Annotated in this window: 5 protein-coding genes; all 5 read left to right on the top strand. The window is 65.2% G+C overall.

The window, feature by feature from the left end; genetic code table 11:
- Positions 1 to 61 precede the first annotated feature (61 nt).
- From ABFC67_RS14590 to ABFC67_RS14610, 5 genes are read left to right on the top strand one after another with little or no spacing between them, the layout of a single operon-like run.
- Positions 62 to 538 carry a hypothetical protein gene (locus tag ABFC67_RS14590; protein WP_346738760.1) on the top strand — a complete coding sequence of 159 codons (477 nt, stop codon included), beginning with the start codon at positions 62 to 64 and terminating at the stop codon, positions 536 to 538.
- On the top strand, positions 516 to 1,388 hold the full coding sequence (locus tag ABFC67_RS14595; protein ID WP_346738761.1) for a hypothetical protein: 873 nt from the start codon (positions 516 to 518) through the stop codon (positions 1,386 to 1,388). The genes ABFC67_RS14590 and ABFC67_RS14595 overlap by 23 nt, the downstream gene beginning before the upstream one ends.
- Complete coding sequence (locus ABFC67_RS14600; RefSeq protein ID WP_346738762.1) at positions 1,388 to 2,803, top strand: methyltransferase domain-containing protein; 1,416 nt, start codon at positions 1,388 to 1,390, stop codon at positions 2,801 to 2,803. The genes ABFC67_RS14595 and ABFC67_RS14600 overlap by 1 nt, the downstream gene beginning before the upstream one ends.
- A complete protein-coding gene (locus ABFC67_RS14605; RefSeq protein ID WP_346738763.1) occupies positions 2,790 to 4,193 on the top strand; it encodes a hypothetical protein in 1,404 nt (467 codons plus the stop codon). Before ABFC67_RS14600 ends, ABFC67_RS14605 begins: the two co-directional genes overlap by 14 nt.
- A 9-nt stretch (positions 4,194 to 4,202) precedes the next feature.
- The gene (locus ABFC67_RS14610; RefSeq protein ID WP_346738764.1) at positions 4,203 to 19,568 is read left to right on the top strand and encodes an LPD38 domain-containing protein; all 15,366 of its coding nucleotides are present in this window, start codon (positions 4,203 to 4,205) and stop codon (positions 19,566 to 19,568) included.
- Positions 19,569 to 19,570 lie beyond the last annotated feature (2 nt).

Consider the following 19,570-nt stretch of genomic DNA (forward strand, 5'->3'; position numbering starts at 1 on the left):
CGGGCAAGTTGCGCCCATACAAAACAGCGGTTCCCATCCGGGAGCCGCTTTTTTTTCGCCCATGAAAATCCTCATCACCGACCAGAAAGAGGCGTTCGGCGCCTGGGTGGCTGAGAAGGTCGAAATGCGTGCGCCGTGGGGCGGCTTCTACGCGATGGGCGTGGTCGACACCGAGAAGAAGGCAATCGTGGCCGGCGTCGTCATCAACCAGTTCAACGGCTCGAATGCGCTGGCGCACATCGCCATCGAGCGCGGCGCCGGTCGGCAGATCATCAAGATGCTCGAGTCGGTCGCCGACTATGCCTTCAACCAGTGCAACCTGAAACGGCTGACCGGGATGGTGCCGGCAAGCAAGCCGGATGTGCTCGCGTTCGATCTCAACCTCGGATGGCAGCACGAATTCACGATGAAGTGCGGCGCGCCGGACGGCGAAGACATGCACGTTCTGGTGATGTGGCCGGAAAAATGCAAGTGGCTGAAACCGCGTCAAGAAGCGAAAACCAAGGAGCAGGAAGATGAATCTCAGCAGAATCCGTGAGCTGATTCGCGGCGGCTGTGCCGATCCGTATTTCTGGTCCTGCTACCACAAGAAGGACCAGTCCGCGCCGGACTACACCCCGCTCGCCAATGCCTCGGCCGACTCCAACAAGATCATGGCCGAGCTCGGCCAGAAGCAACTCGACTTCGCCAAGCAGCAGTATGAAGACAGCTTGCCGATGTACAAGGATCTGGTTGCCCAGCAACTGCAGATTGGTGATTCGTCGCTTGCCCAGGGCAACGACTACTACGACTACATGGTTTCCCAGCAGCGCCCCGTCGAAGAGGCGCTCAACAAGGAAGCCATGGCGGCCGGCTCGCAGGACCAGCAGGACGCCGCCGCCGCTCAGGCCGTGGCCGACGCGCGCACCGGTTACACAGGCGCGCTCAACACGGCGGCGCGACAGGGCGCGCGCTACGGCTGGGACGCGTCGAAGATCGCCGCCGAAGCCAGCAAGAGCGGGCTCGGCTATGCCTCTGCGACTGCCGGTGCCGCGAATGCGGCGCGCGAGAAGGAGAAGCAGATCGGCTATGCGAAGAAGCTCGACGTGGCCGGCCTGTATCGCGGGCTGCCCGGTGCGTCGCAAGGCGCCTACGGCATGGCGATCAATGCCGGGAATTCTGCTGCTGCCAACAACGCGGCGCCGGGTGCGCAGTATCAGGCGGGCCTGGCGGCCGGGGCAAACACCATCGGGCAGGGCCGCCAGCTGTACCAGAGCGGCCTGCAGGGCGTGCTCAACACCCAGGCCGGGATGGCGAACGCCAACGCCTCGGCAAACGGTCAGGCGATGGCCGGGCTTGGCTCGGCGGCGGGCGCGGGCATCGGCTTGTACGCAGCGGTGGCGATCTGATGCAGGGCGTCTATTCAGATGATGCTGTGGTCGCGCAACTGACCGATGACCTGACCGCGGACGGCGTGCGCCTGTTCAGTTTCTTCCGCATGGACGCCGACGACACCGAGCATGTGCGAGCCCAGCTTGAACAGATGGCGCTGCCGCACAGCGCGCGCGTGCTCGACGTCGGCTGCGGCGTCGGCGAATTCGCCCGCATCGCCGCAACCCTGCGCGACGACCTCGACTTCACCCTTCTGAACGTCAGCCCCGCCCAGCTTGCGCGCTGCCCGGACGGATTCGAGAAGATCACCGCCGACTTCCACAACATCCCGGCACAAGACGGTGCGTTCGACGCCGTTCTGCTCGACTACGCCATCGGCCACGGCGCCTTGCTTTTGCTCATGCAGGAACTGGCGCGCGTCGTGAAGCATGGCGGCATCGTGTTCATGCACGACCTGTTTGCCCGCAACAACGAGGATGCCACCGAGTTCTCCGCCGTGCTCGGCTACGCGGCCTACAGCGTGGCCGAGGTGATGGACGCCGCCGACGCGGCCGGGCTCGTCATGCTCGGTGCCTGGGAGGACCGCTGTTCCGCGCCGCTGCCGGATGACGTGACCCGCCCGGTTCGCCACACGCTCGAGGCCATGCAGCCAATGGCGCTGCGCTTCGTCAAGGCCGGGCGCCCGCTGGCCGCCGCGCTCAACCACCATGAGCGCATCGCGCTGCAGTATTCAGGCGGCAAGGACTCGACCGCCGTGCTGTACCTGCTGCGCCCGTGGTGGGACCGCCTCACCGTCTACTGGACCAATACCGGCGACCCAGTTCCGGAGACGCTGGAGGTGATCGACGAGGTGCGCGCAGAGGTGGCCCACTTCGTCGAGATCACGGGCGACGTCAAGGCATGGCGCGCAGCCAACGGCACGCCGTCCGACATCGTGACCTTCCGCGGGCACGCGATCGGCAACTTTCTCGGCTTCGGCGACCTGCGCCTGTCCAACCGATTCGACTGCTGCTGGGCCAACCTGATGCTGCCGATGGTTCAGCGCATGCAGGCTGACGGCGTGACGCTGATCGTGCGCGGCACCAAGGACGCCGACATGCCGGCGCAGCCGGTGAACAGCGGCGACATCCACGACGGTTTCGAGATCCTTTACCCGGTGCAGGACTGGAGCGACGAAGAGGTGTTCGACTTCCTCGCCCAGGAGGGTGCGCCGGTTGCCGACTACTACGCCTTCGGCGCGCCGACCGCGCCGGAATGTCTGGGATGCACGGCATGGTGGGATGACAGGAAGGCGGCATTCATGGCGGCACGGCATCCCGAGCAGTACGCCCAATACCGCGACACACTCAAGCGCATCAAGAGCGGCGCGCTGGCAAGCCTGGCCTGCCTTGAGCGCGAAATCGGAGAAGGAGAGGACCATGGGGGCGCTTAGGGGGTTCGGCAACTTCGCCGGCGGATTTGCTGGTGGCCTGTCCGGCGGATACGCAATGGGCAAGATGATCCGCGGCGACATGAACGACGAAGAGCTGGGCAAAGCATCGGCCGAGTACGCCAAGAAGATGGACGATTCGACCAGCTACACGGCCAAGGGCGACGACGGCAGCAGCACTACCATGAAGGATCAGGCCGCCGCACAGCGCCTGGCCGATTACAACAACGAGATCGCCAACCAGGACGCGCAGACATTCGGCGGCGGCCTGTCCTCCGCGCCGACCACGACAGTCGACAAGAACCAGACCTACACCAAGGCGGATTACTACGGCGACATGTCGAAGAAGGCGATGGCGCTCGGCATGACCGACAAGGCCGACCGCTTCGAGCAGCGTGCCGAATCGATCCAGGCCAATGACCAGCAGGCCAAGGAACGCGACATTAGCATCCAGAAGGGAACGCTGGAGCTCAATGCGGCCAAGGAGGCCGCAGCGTCCAAGCAGCGCGTCGATGCGTTCCTGACGCAGGTGCAGACGGCCCATGACACCGCGATGCAGAACGGCGGCAATCTGACGTGGGACCAGATCGAGCAGATGGGGCGCGACGCCAAGCTCAAGCCTGCCGAGGTGATGACGGCCGCGAGCGCACTCACTGGCATGGACGACGCCGGCACCAAGTACACGGCCGGCATGCGGGTCGCGCAGTTCGACAAGGCGTATCACACGGGCGGGCTCGATGGACTGAGGACGCTTTACCACAGCAACCCGCTGTTCGATGACGGCAACAATCTCGACTTCGCGCCCGCCAAGGATGGCAAGGTCATTCCGACCGTCAACGGCAAGCCGCTGACCGATGGGCCCATGAGCGAGGCCGAGGCGGCGGTTTACCTGCGCAACCGGATCACCGATCCATACGGTGCGGTGAAGTTCAACATGGAAGTGCTGCAGAACCGGGCCAAACTGGCCGCCGCAGATTCCAAACTGAAGGTCGATGCGGCCAACGTCAACCAGAGCAACGCCGCGGCAGCCAATTCGCTGGCGAGCGCAGCGAAGACCCGAGAGGAAGCGGCCGCGCTGAAAACGGGAGGCGGCGCGCTCAAGCCGTCAGACCTTCGCCAGAACGTCAGCGCCGCGGTCAAGCAGGTGCTGCTGGCGACCGGGCTGGCGAAGCAGGATCCGACCGGCAACCTGTTCCTGCAGACGCCGGACGGCAAGACGTCTCCCACATCCGAGCAGGACATCGCCAACCTCGGCGCCGCGGCCGAGAACTACGTGCGTCAGGGCATGGCGCCGTATGCCGCCGCGCAGCAGGTCATCAAGGACCGCTCCGCTGCCAGGGCAGCGGCCACGCCTGCGGCAAACCGCCCCCCGATCGACTCCTTCGGCAAGTAAGGGTAAAGCATGGCATTTGACATCGACGCCGCCCGCAAGGCTGGGTATTCCGACACCGAGATTGCCGACCACTTGGCGCCGTCAAGAGGCTTCGACATCGCGGGCGCGCGCAAGGCGGGATACACGGACGGCGAGATTGCCGGATACCTGTCCGGCGTGGCGCCGAAGCCAACCGCCATGGAGCGGGTCAAGAGCCTCGCCAGCGATGCGGTCGACAACTTGTCCAACGCGCTCAGCACGGACTACAGCGAGAAGCCCGAGCAGGCGAGCCAGCCGGCGCCTACGCTCACGCCGGCCGAACCGACCGCGCAGGACAGCGCCCTCTATTCCAAGGTCAAGCAGGCCAACCCGGGCGCCAGCGATGCGGACATCGCGGCGAAGATGACGGAAGCGGCGCGCAGCGCGGCGCCGAAAGCGGCGGCCAAGCCTGCGCCCGATACCGTCAAACCCTACGACTTCAGCACGCTTTCCAGCGCACCGAAGCCCGCGACGCCTGACATTCCGCTTCCCACCACAGAGAACGTCGTCGATTCGATCAAGGCGCCGGCGCCGGCCGTGGGCCCGACCGTCGAGGCATGGCGCCAGCAGCGCACCGCGGAACTGCGCCAGCAGATCCCACAGGCCGACGACAAGACGATCAGCAACATCGTCGACGGTGAAATCCTTGACGGCAAGGCAGGCAACGTCGGCACGGTCGGCAATTCGAACTTCGACTTCGAAACCCACCAGAAGTACCAGAACGCCGGAACCATCGAGCGCGGCGCCGCCATGGGCGTCAACCAGCTCGAGCAGAGCGCGGCCGGCCTCCACCAGTTCATCGGTGACGCGCTCGGGATGCCCGGATACTCGGAGGCGCTGAAGGAGAAGGGCGACGAGCTCAACCGCGAGGCCACGGCGATCGGCGACCGCTCGCAGTACCTGACCCGGAATTGGGAGGGCGCCGTCTCGTCGATCGTCAGCCAGACGCCCGGGCTTGCCGTTTCCGTCCTGTCTGGTGGGTCGGTTCCGCTGCTGATGATGGGCCTACAGCAATTCGGCAGCGACTACCACGATGGCCGCGCGGCCGGATTGTCGCAGGACGATGCCACCAAGCGCGCAGCGATCAACGGCGTCGCCGAGATCGTCGGCGAGAAGATCGGCATGCCGTCGTTCAGCAAGGTATTCCGCGACGTCACCAAGGGCGCGCCGACCGAGGAACTGGTGAAAGACCTGGCCAAACACATCCTTGCCGAGGTGCCGGGCGAGGAACTGACCACGGCGATCGAGTTCGCCAACGACAAGTTCCCGGGCTGGGGGCAGAACAAGCAGGCCACCCTGCAGGACTATTTGCAGCAGTCGGCCGACACCCTGACGCAGACCGTGATGCAGGCCGGCGCGATGGGCGCCACCGGCGTTGCAGGAAACGCAGCCCGGGCGCGTCAGGAGCAATCTGCAACCGTAGCCGCCGACGTGTCGCGCGACCGCGCGCTGAATGCATGGGATCAGGCATTCAAGAAGCCTGGCGACCAAGGTGCGCAGCCCGCCGCGCCGGCGCCGAGCCGACTCGACCAGATTCGCCAGCAGGTCGCGGATCGCAAGCAGGCGCTGCGCGCCGATCTCGGCATGCCTGCGCATCCGACACCAGCAGCCCCGCTCGGTACCGGCGATGAGCCGGCCGATTCTCTCGACCAGGATCAACTGCTTGCCGACGTCAACGCAGCAGGCGGCGAGCCGGTTCAGGAAGCCGCGACGGCTGAACCGCAGCCCACCCCGGCTGCAATCGACGAGGCCGCCCATGAGGCGGCCACCAGCCCGAAGAATGACCTGCCCGAGCCCACCGAGGCGCAGAAGGAAGCCGGCAACTACCAGAAGGGCCACGTCACCCTGCACGGCCTCGACATCAGCATCGAGAACCCGGCCGGCAGCACCAGGAGCGGCACCGACGAGGACGGCAAGCCGTGGGAGACCACGCTGGCCAACCACTACGGCTACGTGAAGCGCACCACCGGCGCGGACGGTGATCAGGTCGACGTGTTCATCGGCGACAAGCCGGAGAGCCAGAAGGTCTACGTGGTCGACCAGATCAACCCGAAGACCGGCGCCTTCGACGAGCACAAGGCCATGCTCGGGTTCGACGATCCGACGCATGCCTGGCTCGCCTACCATGCCAACTACGACAAGGGCTGGACGGGCGCCAAGAACATCACCGAAATGTCGGTCGACCAGTTCAAGGGCTGGCTGAAGAACGGCGACACCTCGAAGCCTGTTGCGAAGGAGGAACATGCTGCCCCGACTCAACAAGTGGCTGCACAAGAAAGCCCGACGCAAGGCACGCAAGGCGAGGCGGGTGGCCTGTCCATCGGCACCACCCCGAATAACGCCGAGCCCATCAGCGTCCGAAACGGCATCGTCCACATCGGCAAGTACCCGGCCCAGCACTTTGAAACCGGCGAGGATGTCGCCGTCCCGCCCGGAGCCGACCATGCGGCCGTCGCGCAGGCGCTGCGTGATTCCGGCGCGGTAGGGGGGCGGCAGCGCATCTACGGCCTGCCGAAGCAGGAGGCGCAGCCCAAGCCTAGCCGGGCGCAACAGATCAAGCAGCAGGTCAAGGCCAGGGTCGAGACGTCGGACGAAATGGCCGCCCGCACGCGGCGCCAGTTCATCGCCGCGATCAAGGCCATGGGCGGGATCAACGTCACTGAGGCCAAGGACGTGTCCGGCGAGCCGGCGCACATCGCCAACCGCATGGCGCCCGGGCTGTTCCGCAAGCAAGGCAACGCGCTCGACCTGGTGGCGCGGCGCCTGCATGAACTCGGCTATCTGTCGGATGCGCACTACAATGACGTCGACGGCGGGGTGCAGGCCGTGCGCGACATGGTGGGGCAGGCGCTGTCCGGCGAGCCGGTGATGACGACCGAAGAGGCAGACCGCTACGCCGAACTGAGCGCCAGGGAGCAGCAGCAGGCAGAAGGCATGCCGGCGCCGGATGATGCGCTGGCCGACATGATCGTGGCCGAGGTCGACGATGCCGACCTGCCGGACCTTGACGCACCCGCAGCCATGAGCGAAGCCGACGCCATGCGGGCGATGGGCTTTACCGAGGACGAGATCAATGAAGCAACCGCAACGCAGGGCCAACATCGTGAAGCGCCTGAAGGATCTTCCGCCGGAGCGCCGCAAGAAGGTGCTGCAACTGGCGCTCACGCGCCTGCAGATGCGGGCTTTGCGCTTGAAGGCCAAACACCGGAGCAGCTGACCCGCGCCGAGCAGATCGCCAAGGAGGCTGCCGCCGCCAAGGCCAAGAAGGAAGCTGACGCCGACGCCAAGGCAAAGGCCGATTCCGAGCGCGACAGCTTCAGCCTAACCGGCAGCGACCGCGCGGCCGACGCTAACCCCGGGCAGGGCGACATCTTTAGCCAGCCGGCGAGCAAGACCATCCCCCAATCTGAGAGCACCGCCCCCGAGCACGCCGCTGTCGGCGTCGACGACCGCGAGCTTGGACAGATCGTCAAGGAGTTCAACAGCGCCCAGCGCGCGACGGTCGAGGACGGCGAGAAGATCACGCACGTCTTCGACGCGCCGGCCAAGGGTGAGATCGTTCGCCTGAACGACAAGGTGAAGGTCTACCACAAGGAACACGGCTGGATGACGGTCGACGAGGCCCGCGCCAAGATCGCCGAATGGAAAGATCATGCCGCCAAGCAGGGAGCCGGCCGCAACTCCTACGAAAACGGCAATTCCCAGCGCGTCGTGCTGTCGCTGTTCGACCTGACCGGAAAGTGGTCGAAGCCATGGGAGGAAGCCGGCTATCAGGTCTACCGCTTCGACATCCAGAACAATGAAATGAACGAGGTGGGCGGGGAAACCGTCAACATCGGCGACATCAACAACTTCTCGACCGAGCTTTTCAACGACGTCTACGGCTCGTTCGATGGCATGGACATTTACGCCATCCTGGCCGCCTGCCCATGCACCGACTTTGCCGTGAGCGGCGCCCGCCACTTCGCCGCCAAGGATGCAGACGGCCGCACCGTTGCCAGCGTCAAGCTGGTCCACCAGACCCTCGCCACCATCGAGCACTTCAAGCCCGCCGTGTGGGCGATCGAAAACCCGGTCGGCCGCATCGAGGAATTGGGCGGCCTGCCGCCGTGGCGCCTATCGTTCGACCCCAACCACCTGGGCGACCCGTACACCAAGAAGACCCTGCTGTGGGGCCGCTTCAATGCGGACCTGCCGATTGCCCCGGTCGAGCCGACCGAGGGATCGAAGATGCACAGCCAGTACGGCGGCAAGAGCCTGGCGACCAAGAACGCCCGCAGCGCGACCCCGGAAGGCTTCGCCTATGGCTTCTTCATGGCCAACAACGCCGTCGACCATCCGGCCATGGCGATCGCCAACAAGTACGACCGGCTGGACCGCAGCCTGATCGAGCGCGCCGTGAAGGCCGGCGTCACCGAGCAGCAGATTGATAACGCGGTCGAGGACTTCTATTACCAGGATCTCGACGACGAGGCGGCGAGCGAGGCCATTCGCGCGCTGATCCCCGCAGAATCAAACCGCGGCAAACTCGCGCAGGCCATGAACGACCTGGCCGATACCCGCGCCAAGATCGAGCAGCAAGGCCGGGTAGTGGACGATCGCCTTCTGGAGCGCGAGCGCCGGCAGAAGGCCATCGTCAAGGAACTGGAGGCCGAGCAGAAGCCGGCCGTTTCCGCCAACACCATCGTCACTGAAGACGCCGCCGCAGCCGCGCGCGCCCTGCTGAAGAGGAAGTTAGGCGGCCAGCTGAACAGCGGCATCGATCCAGAAGTCATGCAGGCCGGTATCACGCTGGCCATCTACCATGTCGAGCGCGGCGCGCGCACCTTCTCGGCCTACACCAGGGCCATGCTCGAAGACCTTGGAGACGCGGTGAAGCCGTACCTCAAAAGCTGGTACGTGGCCGTCAAGTTTGACCCGCGTGCGTCCGGATTCTCGGCTGAAATGGACGGCATGGCCGACGTCGAAAAGGCTGACATCGAGAAAGAGAGCGCCGGCGAGCTCGAGGTCAAAAAACCAGACGCCACAGCCACCTTCATCGACGACCGCTGGGCCACTGCCTCGCCGGATGAACGCAAGGCCATGATCGAGCGCGCCGGCCGTGCTGACATCGCCGACATCTACAAGGATGTGGCGTGGAAAGACCTGTCCGACAACATGCGCGCCAGCCTCGCGCATGCCATGAACGAGTCAGCCAGGCCTGCTGAGAAGAAGCCTATCACGCCGCAGGTTGCGCCGGTCGATCTCACGAAAAGCGGGCATTGGCATTCCGGAAACAAGGCATTCAAGGAAGGGCAGCCGCGCGTTTTGCCGTCCTATTTCACCAACGTCACCAGCTCCAACGCAAAAGATTGGTATCGCGGTTGGGACGCAGCGAATGCCGAAGCCCCTGTTGAATCCGTTGCGCCTGCCGCCGAGTACACCCAGGTCGAGAAGGTCGTCGGCGACAAGCTGGAAACCAATCTTCCGGAGGTCGAGCACGTCACCGGAAAGGGCAAGACGCTGGCCGGCGTGGTCTCCAATACGCTGACCAAGGACCAGGCCGCCGCGGTCGACAAGTTCACCTTCAAGAAGGATGGCGGCTACTTCATTCGCATGAAGCATGTGGTGCGCCCTGGCGCTGCGGAGCCAAGCCGGGTGGGCGCCATCGCCAGTGAGGTGAAGTCCGCCAGAACCGAGGTGAAGCCAGGCGACACGCTGCGCTACAACGGCGACCGCGAAACCTGGCTCGGCGGGCGCATCTTGGTCAAGCCTGGCGAGCTTGTGCAGGTCGTCGGCTATGGCGCCGACAAGTACCACTACAACCTGAGCAACGGCTGGCAGATCGAGCACGCAGCCGTCCGTGGTGGGAATTGGGCGCTTGTCGAACCGAGTGCTACACTGAATTCCGAGGTAAACCATGATGCCGAACACGCACGAATTCCTGAACAAGCACGTCCTGAAGCCGGAGACGGTGAAGCAGATCGAGGCGCTGGGCGAGGTGGCGAGCCAGGTGGCCGACCGCTGGGCAGCGGGATGGCCGAAGCAGACACGCGCGCTGGAGAAGTCGGGGGAACTGCTGGACGCGGTGAAGCGGCAGGCGGAACTGGAACGGCGGGCAGTGGAGTACGAGCAGGCGAATCCGTGGGTGGGCGGGATCGAGAGCCGGCAACTGATGGGAACGGACCTGAATCAACCTCCCCCCGCGCCAAGCCGGTAGCGCTTCCTTCCGAACCGAAGGCCGATTTCACGGTCGACGACGAAACCGCCGACGCAATTGAGGAAGGCGGTCAGAAAACCAAGGCACGCAACAACATCGCCGCGATCAAGCTGGTCAAGAAGCTGGCTGCCGAGGACCGCCGCGCGACCATCGACGAGCAGAAGGTGCTCGCCAAGTACGTCGGCTGGGGCGGCATCAAGCAGCTTTTCGACGAGGACAAGGGCGACTGGTCGGCGCTGCGCGACGAGCTCAAGAACCTGCTGACCGCTGACGAGTACGCCGCCGCGCGCCGCTCGATCCTCGACGCGCACTACACCAGCCTCGACGTCACAGCCGGCATGTGGGCGGCAGCGCGCCATCTTGGATTCAACGGCGGGCGGGTGCTGGAACCGTCCGTGGGCGTCGGCAACTTCTTCGGCGCCATGCCGCATGACCTGCGCGCCAATTCCGGCCTCTACGGCGTGGAACTGGACAACATCACCGGCCAGATCGCCAAGTACCTGTACCCGAACGCGACGATTGCCACCCCGGCCGGCTTCCAGGACGTCGAACTGCCGTCCAACAGCTTCGACTTCGCCACCGGAAACCCGCCTTTCGGCGAGCAATCGCTGTTTGACCCGTCGCACCCTGAGTTCAGGAGCTTCTCGATCCACCAGTTTTTCTTTGCCAAGGCGCTCGACAAGGTGCGGCCTGGCGGCATCCTGCAGATGGTGGTGTCGCGCTACCTGATGGACAGCCGCGACGCGGCCGGCTTCGCGGCGCGCGAGTACCTCGCCAAGCACGCCCGCCTGTTGGGCGCGATCCGCCTGCCGTACAACGCTTTCCTCGGAAACGCCAATACCGAGGTCGTGACCGACATCATCGCGCTGCAGAAGCTGGAGGATGGCGAGATCGGCAATCCCGAGGCGTGGACCGACATGGCCGACGTCGAGACGGTCCACCCGAAGACCGGCGAGAAGTTCAGCTTCCCGATCAATCGCTATTTCGTCGACCATCCCGAAATGGTGGCCGGCACGCACGCGCCGACCGGCAAGATGCGCCAGGCCAACCAGTACAACGTCGAGCCCCCTTCTGAGCCCCTTGCCATGGCCCTTGGGAAGGCGGTTACCAACCTGCCGCGCGACGTCTACCAGGCGGCAACCAAGCCGCTTGCCGAACTGGCGACGGCCGATGCCGTGGTGCCGGAGGGAACCAAGGTCTACGGCTACTACCTGGACAATGGGGCGGTCATGCAGCGCCTGCCGGATGCGGTCGGCAACCGCCAGGCGCGCGCGGTCGAGTTCAAGGACAGCATGGCGCCGAAGCGCGCGGCGCGCATGATCGAGATCCGCGACACGCTGCGCAGCCTGATGCGGGCAGAACTGTCTGAGGATTCAACCGACGCCGAGATTGCCGGGCTGCGCGCCGAGCTCAACCGCCAATACGACGCCTTCCAGAAGCAGTACGGCTACATCAACCAGCCGGCCAACCGCCGCGCGCTGGCCGATGATCCCGACCTGCCGCTGCTGGAATCTCTGGAACCCAAGTTCGACCCTGGCCTGGGAACCGAGGCGGCCAAGAAGCGCGGCGAGCCGGCGCGCAAGCCCAGCGCCGAGAAGGCCGACATCTTCAAGAAGCGCGTGCTGCAGCCGATGCACGAGGTCAAATCCGTCACCAGCGGAAAGGACGCCCTGGTGGTATCGCTCAACGAGCGCGGCCGGATCGACCCCGAACACATGGCCGAAATCTACGGCACGCCGTGGGAGGACATCCGGCGCGAGCTCGGCGACCTGATCTACCTGAACCCGAACGGCGATTGGGAGACGGCCGACGCCTACCTGTCCGGCAACGTCAAGGCCAAGTTGAAGCAGGCGCAGGCCGCCGCGGCGAAAGACCCGCAGTTTGCCGCCAACGTGACCGCGCTCGAAGCGGTGCAGCCGCCCGACGTGCCGGCGCTGAAGATTTCCGTGCGGCTGGGCTCGCCGTGGGTGCCGCCCGAGGACATGGCGCGCTTCGCCGGTGAACTGTTCGGCGCGAAGAACCCCAGCATTCGCTACGTCAAGCAGGTTGCCAAGTGGTCCGTGAGCGTTCCCAGCGGCGACGAGACGGCCCGCCGTGCGACCTGGGGAACCAATCGGGTGCCGGCCGAGGACATCCTCGAGCACATCCTCAACAACAAGCCCATCGTGGTGAAGGACAACCGCGGCGATTCGCGCAACCCGGATTGGGTGGTCAACGAGCCCGCGACCGAGGCCGCGCGCGCCAAGGCGCAGGATATGGCGACCAGGTTCCGCGAGTGGATTTGGCAGGATCCCGAGCGGCGCGGCCGGCTGGAGCGCATCTACAACGACAACTACAACACCGACGTGCGCCGCAAGTACGACGGTTCCCACCTGACGCTGCCCGGATCTAACCCCGCCATCAAACTGCGCCCGCACCAGAAGGCAGCAGTATGGCGGGCGATCCAGGACCGCACCATCCTGCTCGATCACGTGGTCGGCGCCGGCAAGACCTTCGAGAAAGCGGCGATCGCCATGGAGTTGCGCCGCCTGGGAATCGCGCGCAAGCCGATGTTCATGGTGCCGAATTCGCTGGTACGCCAGTGGCGTGACGAGTTCTACAAGCTCTACCCCAATGCCAACGTGCTGGCAGCGACCGAGGCGGATTTCACCAAGGCCAACCGCCGCCGCTTCATGGCGAAGATCGCCACCGGCGATTGGGATGCCGTGATCGTGGCGCATTCGTCGTTCAAGAAGATCGGCATGCCGGCCGACACCGAGAAGGCCATCCTCTCCGAGCAACTGAACGACATCGCCGACGCCATTGAGGAAATGAAGCGCGAGCGCGGCGACCGCAACGTGATGCGCGACATGGAGCGCATGAAGGAGAAGATTGCCGAGCGCCTGAAAGGGCTGGCGGCCAAGGGCGGCAAGAAGGACGACACCGTGACTTTCGACGAGCTCGGCACCGACGCCGTGCTGCTGGACGAGGCGCACCTGTTCAAAAACCTGTTCTACACCTCCGGCATGCGCAACGTGGCGGGACTCGGCAACCCGTCCGGGTCGGGCCGCGCCTTCGACCTGTTCGTGAAGCTGCGCTATCTGGACCAGCGCTACGCCGGCAAGGCGCCGGTCGTGTTCGCCACCGGTACGCCGGTTTCCAACAGCCTGGTGGAAATGTTCACCATGCAGCGCTATCTGGCGTGGAACAAGCTGAAGGATGCCGGCCTGCACCTGCTCGACGCCTGGGCCGGGGTGTATGGCGACGTGCAGAACGTCTACGAGGTCCACCCGTCCGGCACCGGCTACCGGCTGTCGACCCGCTTCGCCAAGTTCGTCAACCTACCGAGCCTGATGGACCTGTACCGCAGCTTCGCCGACGTGGTGACGATGGACGACCTCAAGGCGCAGGCCAAGGAAGCCGGCACCGTGTTCCCAGTCCCGAAGATCAAGGGCGGCCGTCCGCAGAACGTCGTCGCCGACCGCTCCGACCTGCAAAGCCGGTTCTTCGGCGTGCCGGAGTTCGTGCGCAGCCACGAGGCGGGCGACATCGTGTTCGAGCTTCCGGGCTACCCGCAGGACTACTCGATCAAGCAGGACGACGCCGGCAAGTTCAAGATTGCCGGGCCATCGTCCAATGGCAAGACCTATGAGACGTGGGACGAAGCCAACGAGGACATGACCCGGCTGCTGCAGACGCCCAAGACGCAGTGGAACCAGGGTTCGATCCTGTGGAAGTTCGAGAACCTCAAGCAGCTGAACAAGGACAGCAAGGGCAAGATCAATGCCCTGTCGATCACCAACGAGGCGCGCAAGGCCGGCCTCGACTTCCGCCTGATCGACCCGAACGCGCCCGACTTCGCCGGCAGCAAGGTGAACCAGGCCGTCACCAACGCGCTGCGCATCCACAAGCAATGGGCGGACGATCGCGGCGCGCAGCTGATTTTCTGCGACCTGTCGGTGCCGCAGTCGGCGCGCGCCGCGGCCGCCAGCAAGGAACGTGAAGCCTTCGTCCGGCGCGAGGATGGCACGCTGGAGAAGGTCAAGGCGACCGTCGCCACCCTGGACGGCGTGGAGCGCGCTTTCCTGGTGGTGAAGCGCGGGGCCAAGGAGAATGCCAGCTTCACGGTCTATGACGGCCAGACCGGCGCCGATCTCGGCATCGAGGAAGGCAGCCGGGCCGAGGCAGTCAAGGCGCTGGCGCATGCCTTCGAAAACGACCTCAACATGGCGGACAAGCTGGAGCAGTTCCAGCCGATCGACGACGCCGAGATCGCCGACTGGAAGGACGCCAACGAGAAGGAGGCGGCCGAGGACGATAGCGAGGCCGACGACTCGATCACCGTCAGCGAACTGGTCGGCCTGTCGGGCGGCGGCAAGTTCTCGGTCTACGACGACATCAAGGCCAAACTGATCGCGGGCGGCGTGCCAGAGAACGAAATCGCCTTCATCCACGACTACGACACCGCGGCCAAGAAGAACGACCTGTTCAAGAAGGTCAACGCTGGCGACATTCGCATCCTGCTGGGATCGACCGAGAAGATGGGCGCCGGCATGAACGTGCAGGAGCGGCTGGTCGGCCTGCATCACCTCGATGCGCCGTGGCGCCCGTCCGACCTTGAGCAGCGCGAGGGCCGCATCGTGCGCCAGGGCAATAGCCTGTACCTGCGCGACCCGGACGGCTTCGAAGTCGAGATCCTGCGCTACGGCACGCGCCAGACCTACGACACCCGCATGTGGCAGATCATCGAGCACAAGGCGGCCGGCGTCGAGCAGCTGCGCAAGGCCAGCGACGACCTGCTGGAGATCGATGACGTCGGCGGCGAGGCCGCCAATGCGGCCGACATGAAGGCGGCAGCGTCCGGCAATCCGCTGATCCTCGAAGAGATCAAGCTGCGCAACGAGGTGAAATCACTGGAAGCGCAGCAGTACGGCCACCTGCAGGCCAAGGTTTCGCTACAGGACCGTGCCGCGCTGTACCGCCGTGCGCCCGAGCGCATGCGCACGCAACTGGCGGAAATCCTGCCGTTCAAGGACGCGGCCGAGGCCAATCCGGTCAAACCGTTTGCCTACACCACGCCGTCCGGCAAGACGGTCGACGACCCGAAGGGCGCAACGACGCCGGTATCCGAGGCGTTTGTCCTGGCGGCCAAGGGCCATTCCGGCGACCGGGTGAAGGCTGGCCAGTACCGCGGCATGGGCATCGAGTTCTACCGCGTGCTCGGTGCCGTGGCGGTCAACCTGACCAAGGACGGGCAATCGCTGTGGGTGGCGAGCTACGAAATGGAGGACAAGTTTTCCCCGTCCGGCCTGTTCACCCGCCTCGACAACGCCGTGTCGCGGCTGGACGAGCGCGAGCGCGACATCCGTGCCGAAGCCGACCGGAGGCTGGCCGAGATTCCAAAACTGGAAGCCGAGGTCGACAAGCCTTTCGCCAAGGAGGCCGAGCTCAAGGCCGCTCGCCAGAAGCACCGCGAAACCGTGCAGAAGCTGGCTAAGGCAGGGGGCGGCGTCGAACTGTCGCCGGAAATGAAGGCCGAGCTCAAGCTGGCGCTGGTGCAGCGCATGATCGAGTGGCGCAACCAGAAAGCCGGAGATGCGCTATTCGGGTTCTCGGAATCCGCTGGGGGCTTTACCCCCATCCTTCAGCGCGAACTCGATCACGTCATCAACCGGGTCGCCTCCCGCTGGGAACGTCCGAAGGGTTTTGAGGGTGGGCGCATCACCGCTGTCGACACCCCGGCCGGGCTCCCGGTGACGATTCTTCGCGCGGCCGCGGCGCAGAACATTCCGCAGGAGGAAATCAAGGGCGTTCTTCACCATGGGCATGTCTACCTCGTCCGCGAGAATTTGAAGGATGCAACCGACGCCGAAATGACGATTTTCCATGAGGCTTACGGCCATCTTGGCGCCCGGCTTTACTTCGGCCCCGATGCCATGGCAGTGGAAAAGGCCATGCTGTCGATCTGGAAAAGGGTAGGCGACCTCGACGGGGTGCGCAAGATGGCCGAGCGCTTCGGCGTGCTGCGCGACGTCGAGCCGTACATTCAGGCGCTGGCCAAGGCGGAAACGCTATCGCAGATCCAGAAGCAGAAGATCATCGTCGACGAACTGCTGGCGCACGTCGCCGGGCAAGGTGACTTCACCTTCGCCGAGCAATTGAAGGCATACGCCGGCGCGCTGCGCGTGGCGCTGCGCAATGCCGCCAAGGCGATTGGGCTTGACCGTGTGGCCGCGGCGCTGGGCAAGTACACGGACGGCGAATTGCTGTGGAACCTGAAGGGCATGCGCGATGCCATCGTGAGCGGCAAGACCGGCAAGGGCGAGGGCACACTGTTTGCGCGTGTGGGGCCGCCCGCGGCTCCGCCGAACCGGCCCACGCAACCCAAACAGACCCCGCCGCCCGGCGGGGTTTCTGCTTCTGTGCCCGACGAAACCCGCTTCCGCAAGGCGCAGCGCATCTACCAGGACCAGTTCAACCGGTTCACGGTTATTCAGGAATGGCTGCGCGACAACGGTGTGAAGCTGGGAAACAAGCATGACGTCTACCGCGCCGAGGAACGCATGTACGGCAAGATCGCCGGCCAGATCGAGGACTTCCGTGCCCAGCGCCTGCAGCCGCTGATCGTGAAAATCCACAAGTCCGGCTTCAACATGGGGCAGGTCGGCGAGTACCTGGTCGCCAACCACGCGGCCGAGCGCAACGCGCAGATCGCCAAAATCAACCCGGATGCGGTAGACGAGCACGGCAACCCGAATGGCTCCGGCATGACCGATGCCGAGGCGCAGGCTGTGCTGAACCGGTACGCCTCGCTGCCCGACGCTGCCGCGTTCGAGAAGCTGGCCGAGGAATTCCGCTCGATCACCGACGACACCAAGCGCATCCTGCTCGACGCCGGCATCATCAGCAAGGAAATGGCCGACGCCTGGGACGCGGCCTACCAGCACTATGTCCCGCTGCGCGGCGGCCCGGCCGAGCCCGGCATGGGGCAGGCGACCGGCAAGGGGCTATCGGTCAACGGGCGCGGCGAGCGGCTCCGGGCGATGGGCCACAAGGCGCGCGACGAGTGGGTGGTCGAGAACATCATCCATGCGCATGAGCGCGCCATCTACCTGGCCGAGAAGAACCGCGTCGGCCAGCACCTCGTCTCGCTGGCCGCCGCGGCTCCGGACCAGCGCCTGTGGACGATCGACAAGCCGGTGAAGCGCAAGGTGCTGCGCCCGGGTCAGGCGACCTACATCGTCAACCACCAGGGCGCAATGGTCGGCGCCTTCGATACCCGCAAGGAGGCGGACCTGTTCATCACCTCGATGGTGACGAGCGCCAACAAGACGCCGAGCGACTTCACCGTGACGAAGACGGTGGGCGACCCGCAGGTGGCCTACATGGCATCCGGCAGCATGGCGGACAACGAGGTGCAGATTTACGTCAAGGGCAACACGGTCAGGATCCAGCTGAATGACCCGCTGCTGGCGCGCGCCTACAAGAAGATGGGGCAGACCCACCTGGTCGGGGTGCTCGAGCTCGGACGCCAGGTCAACGCCTTCCTGTCGAAGGCGTACACCGGCATCAACCCGGAATTCATCGTTTCGAACGTGCAGCGCGACCTGATTTCAGGGCTGATGAACGTGACCGGCGAAGAGGGCGCCAGCATCGCGGCCAAGACCATCAAGAACTGGCTGCCCAGCCTGCGCGACATGCTGCGCTACTCGATGAAGGGCGAGGCAAGCCCGTGGGTGGCAGCTTACCGCGAGGACGGCGGCAACACCGGCGCGGCCTACCTGTCCGACCTCGAGCGCATCAGCAAGGACGTGCAGACCGCGTTTGATGAAGCGGTGGGCGCGCGCCAGCTGTTTGCAGAGAACAAGCCGGGCAAGGCGACGCGCGTGGCGCTGAAGAAGTCGCTGCATCTGGTGACGGCGTGGATCGAGCACATGAATGCCGCGGCCGAGAACGGCATGCGGGTGGCGCTGTACCGCTCGATGGTCGAGGCCGGCAAGGGCCGCGCCGCCGCCGCTGCCGCCGCCAAGAACTCGACTGTGAACTTCAACCGCAAGGGCGAGATCGGCTCCCAGCTTTCTGCGCTGTACCTGTTCGCCAACCCGTCGATTCAGGGCGCCGCGAGCATGGGGCACGCGCTGTTCAAGGGCAAGCACAAGGGACAGGCGTGGGTGATGATGGGCGCGCTGGCCGGGCTCGCCTACATGCTGGCGCTCGGCTACGGCGACGACGACGAGTGGGACGAGGTGCCGCAGTACGAGAAGGACCACAACCTGCTGATTCGCATCGGTGACAAGGTGGTGAAGATCGCCGTGCCCTACGGCCAGGGCGTCGCCTTCGCGCTGGGGAACGCGATCTACGACCTGCAGCGCGGCAAGGATCCGGTCGAAGAGTCCTATCACATGGCGAGCTCGCTGCTGGAGAACCTGGCGCCGCTCAATCCGCTGGGCGACAAGCCGGACCTGAAGTTTGCGCTGACCGAACTGATCCCGTTTGAACCCCTGCGCATCTTCGGCCGCGTGGCGAACAACACGACGGGCTTCCAGGGCCAGATCATGCCCGAATCGAAGTTCGACGAGGCCCGGCCGGACTTCCTGAAGGAATACCGCAACACCCACGGCACGGTCTACGACCAGATCACCCGCGGCATGAGCAAGGCGACGGGCGGCACGGCCACCCAGGCTGGTGCCGTCGACGTCTCGCCGGAGACGCTCAAGTTTCTGTGGGAGTCGGCGACGGGCGGCACGGGCCGCTTCTTCATCGACAGCGTTCAGGCGGCGAGGATGGCGGCCGAGGGGATCCTCCCGGAGGTGAAGGAAATCCCGATCGCGCGCAAGTTCGTGCGCGACGCGAACCGGCCTGCCGACGCGCGCACCCGCTTTTGGGACTCCATCAACCGGGCTGAAACCGTACTGCAGGACTATCACCGCGCGGTGAAAGGCAAGGACTACGCCGCGGTGGGGCACTTCGAAGGCATGGAGTTGGGCGGCCTCTCCAAGGTAGTCGCCTCCTACAAGGATGTCTCGATTCAGGCGCGTGACGCCGTGGCCGCGATCAATGCGATGGACAACAAGACCGCCGCCGAGAAGCGGCTGATGACCTTCGAGGTCGAGAAGCGCGAGCGCGAGCTCTATCGCGCCATGGTGAAAGACCTGAACCGCCGCATCGGGGAGAAATGACG

Source organism: Mizugakiibacter sp. (genome assembly GCF_039680435.1).
Lineage (GTDB): Bacteria > Pseudomonadota > Gammaproteobacteria > Xanthomonadales > Rhodanobacteraceae > Mizugakiibacter.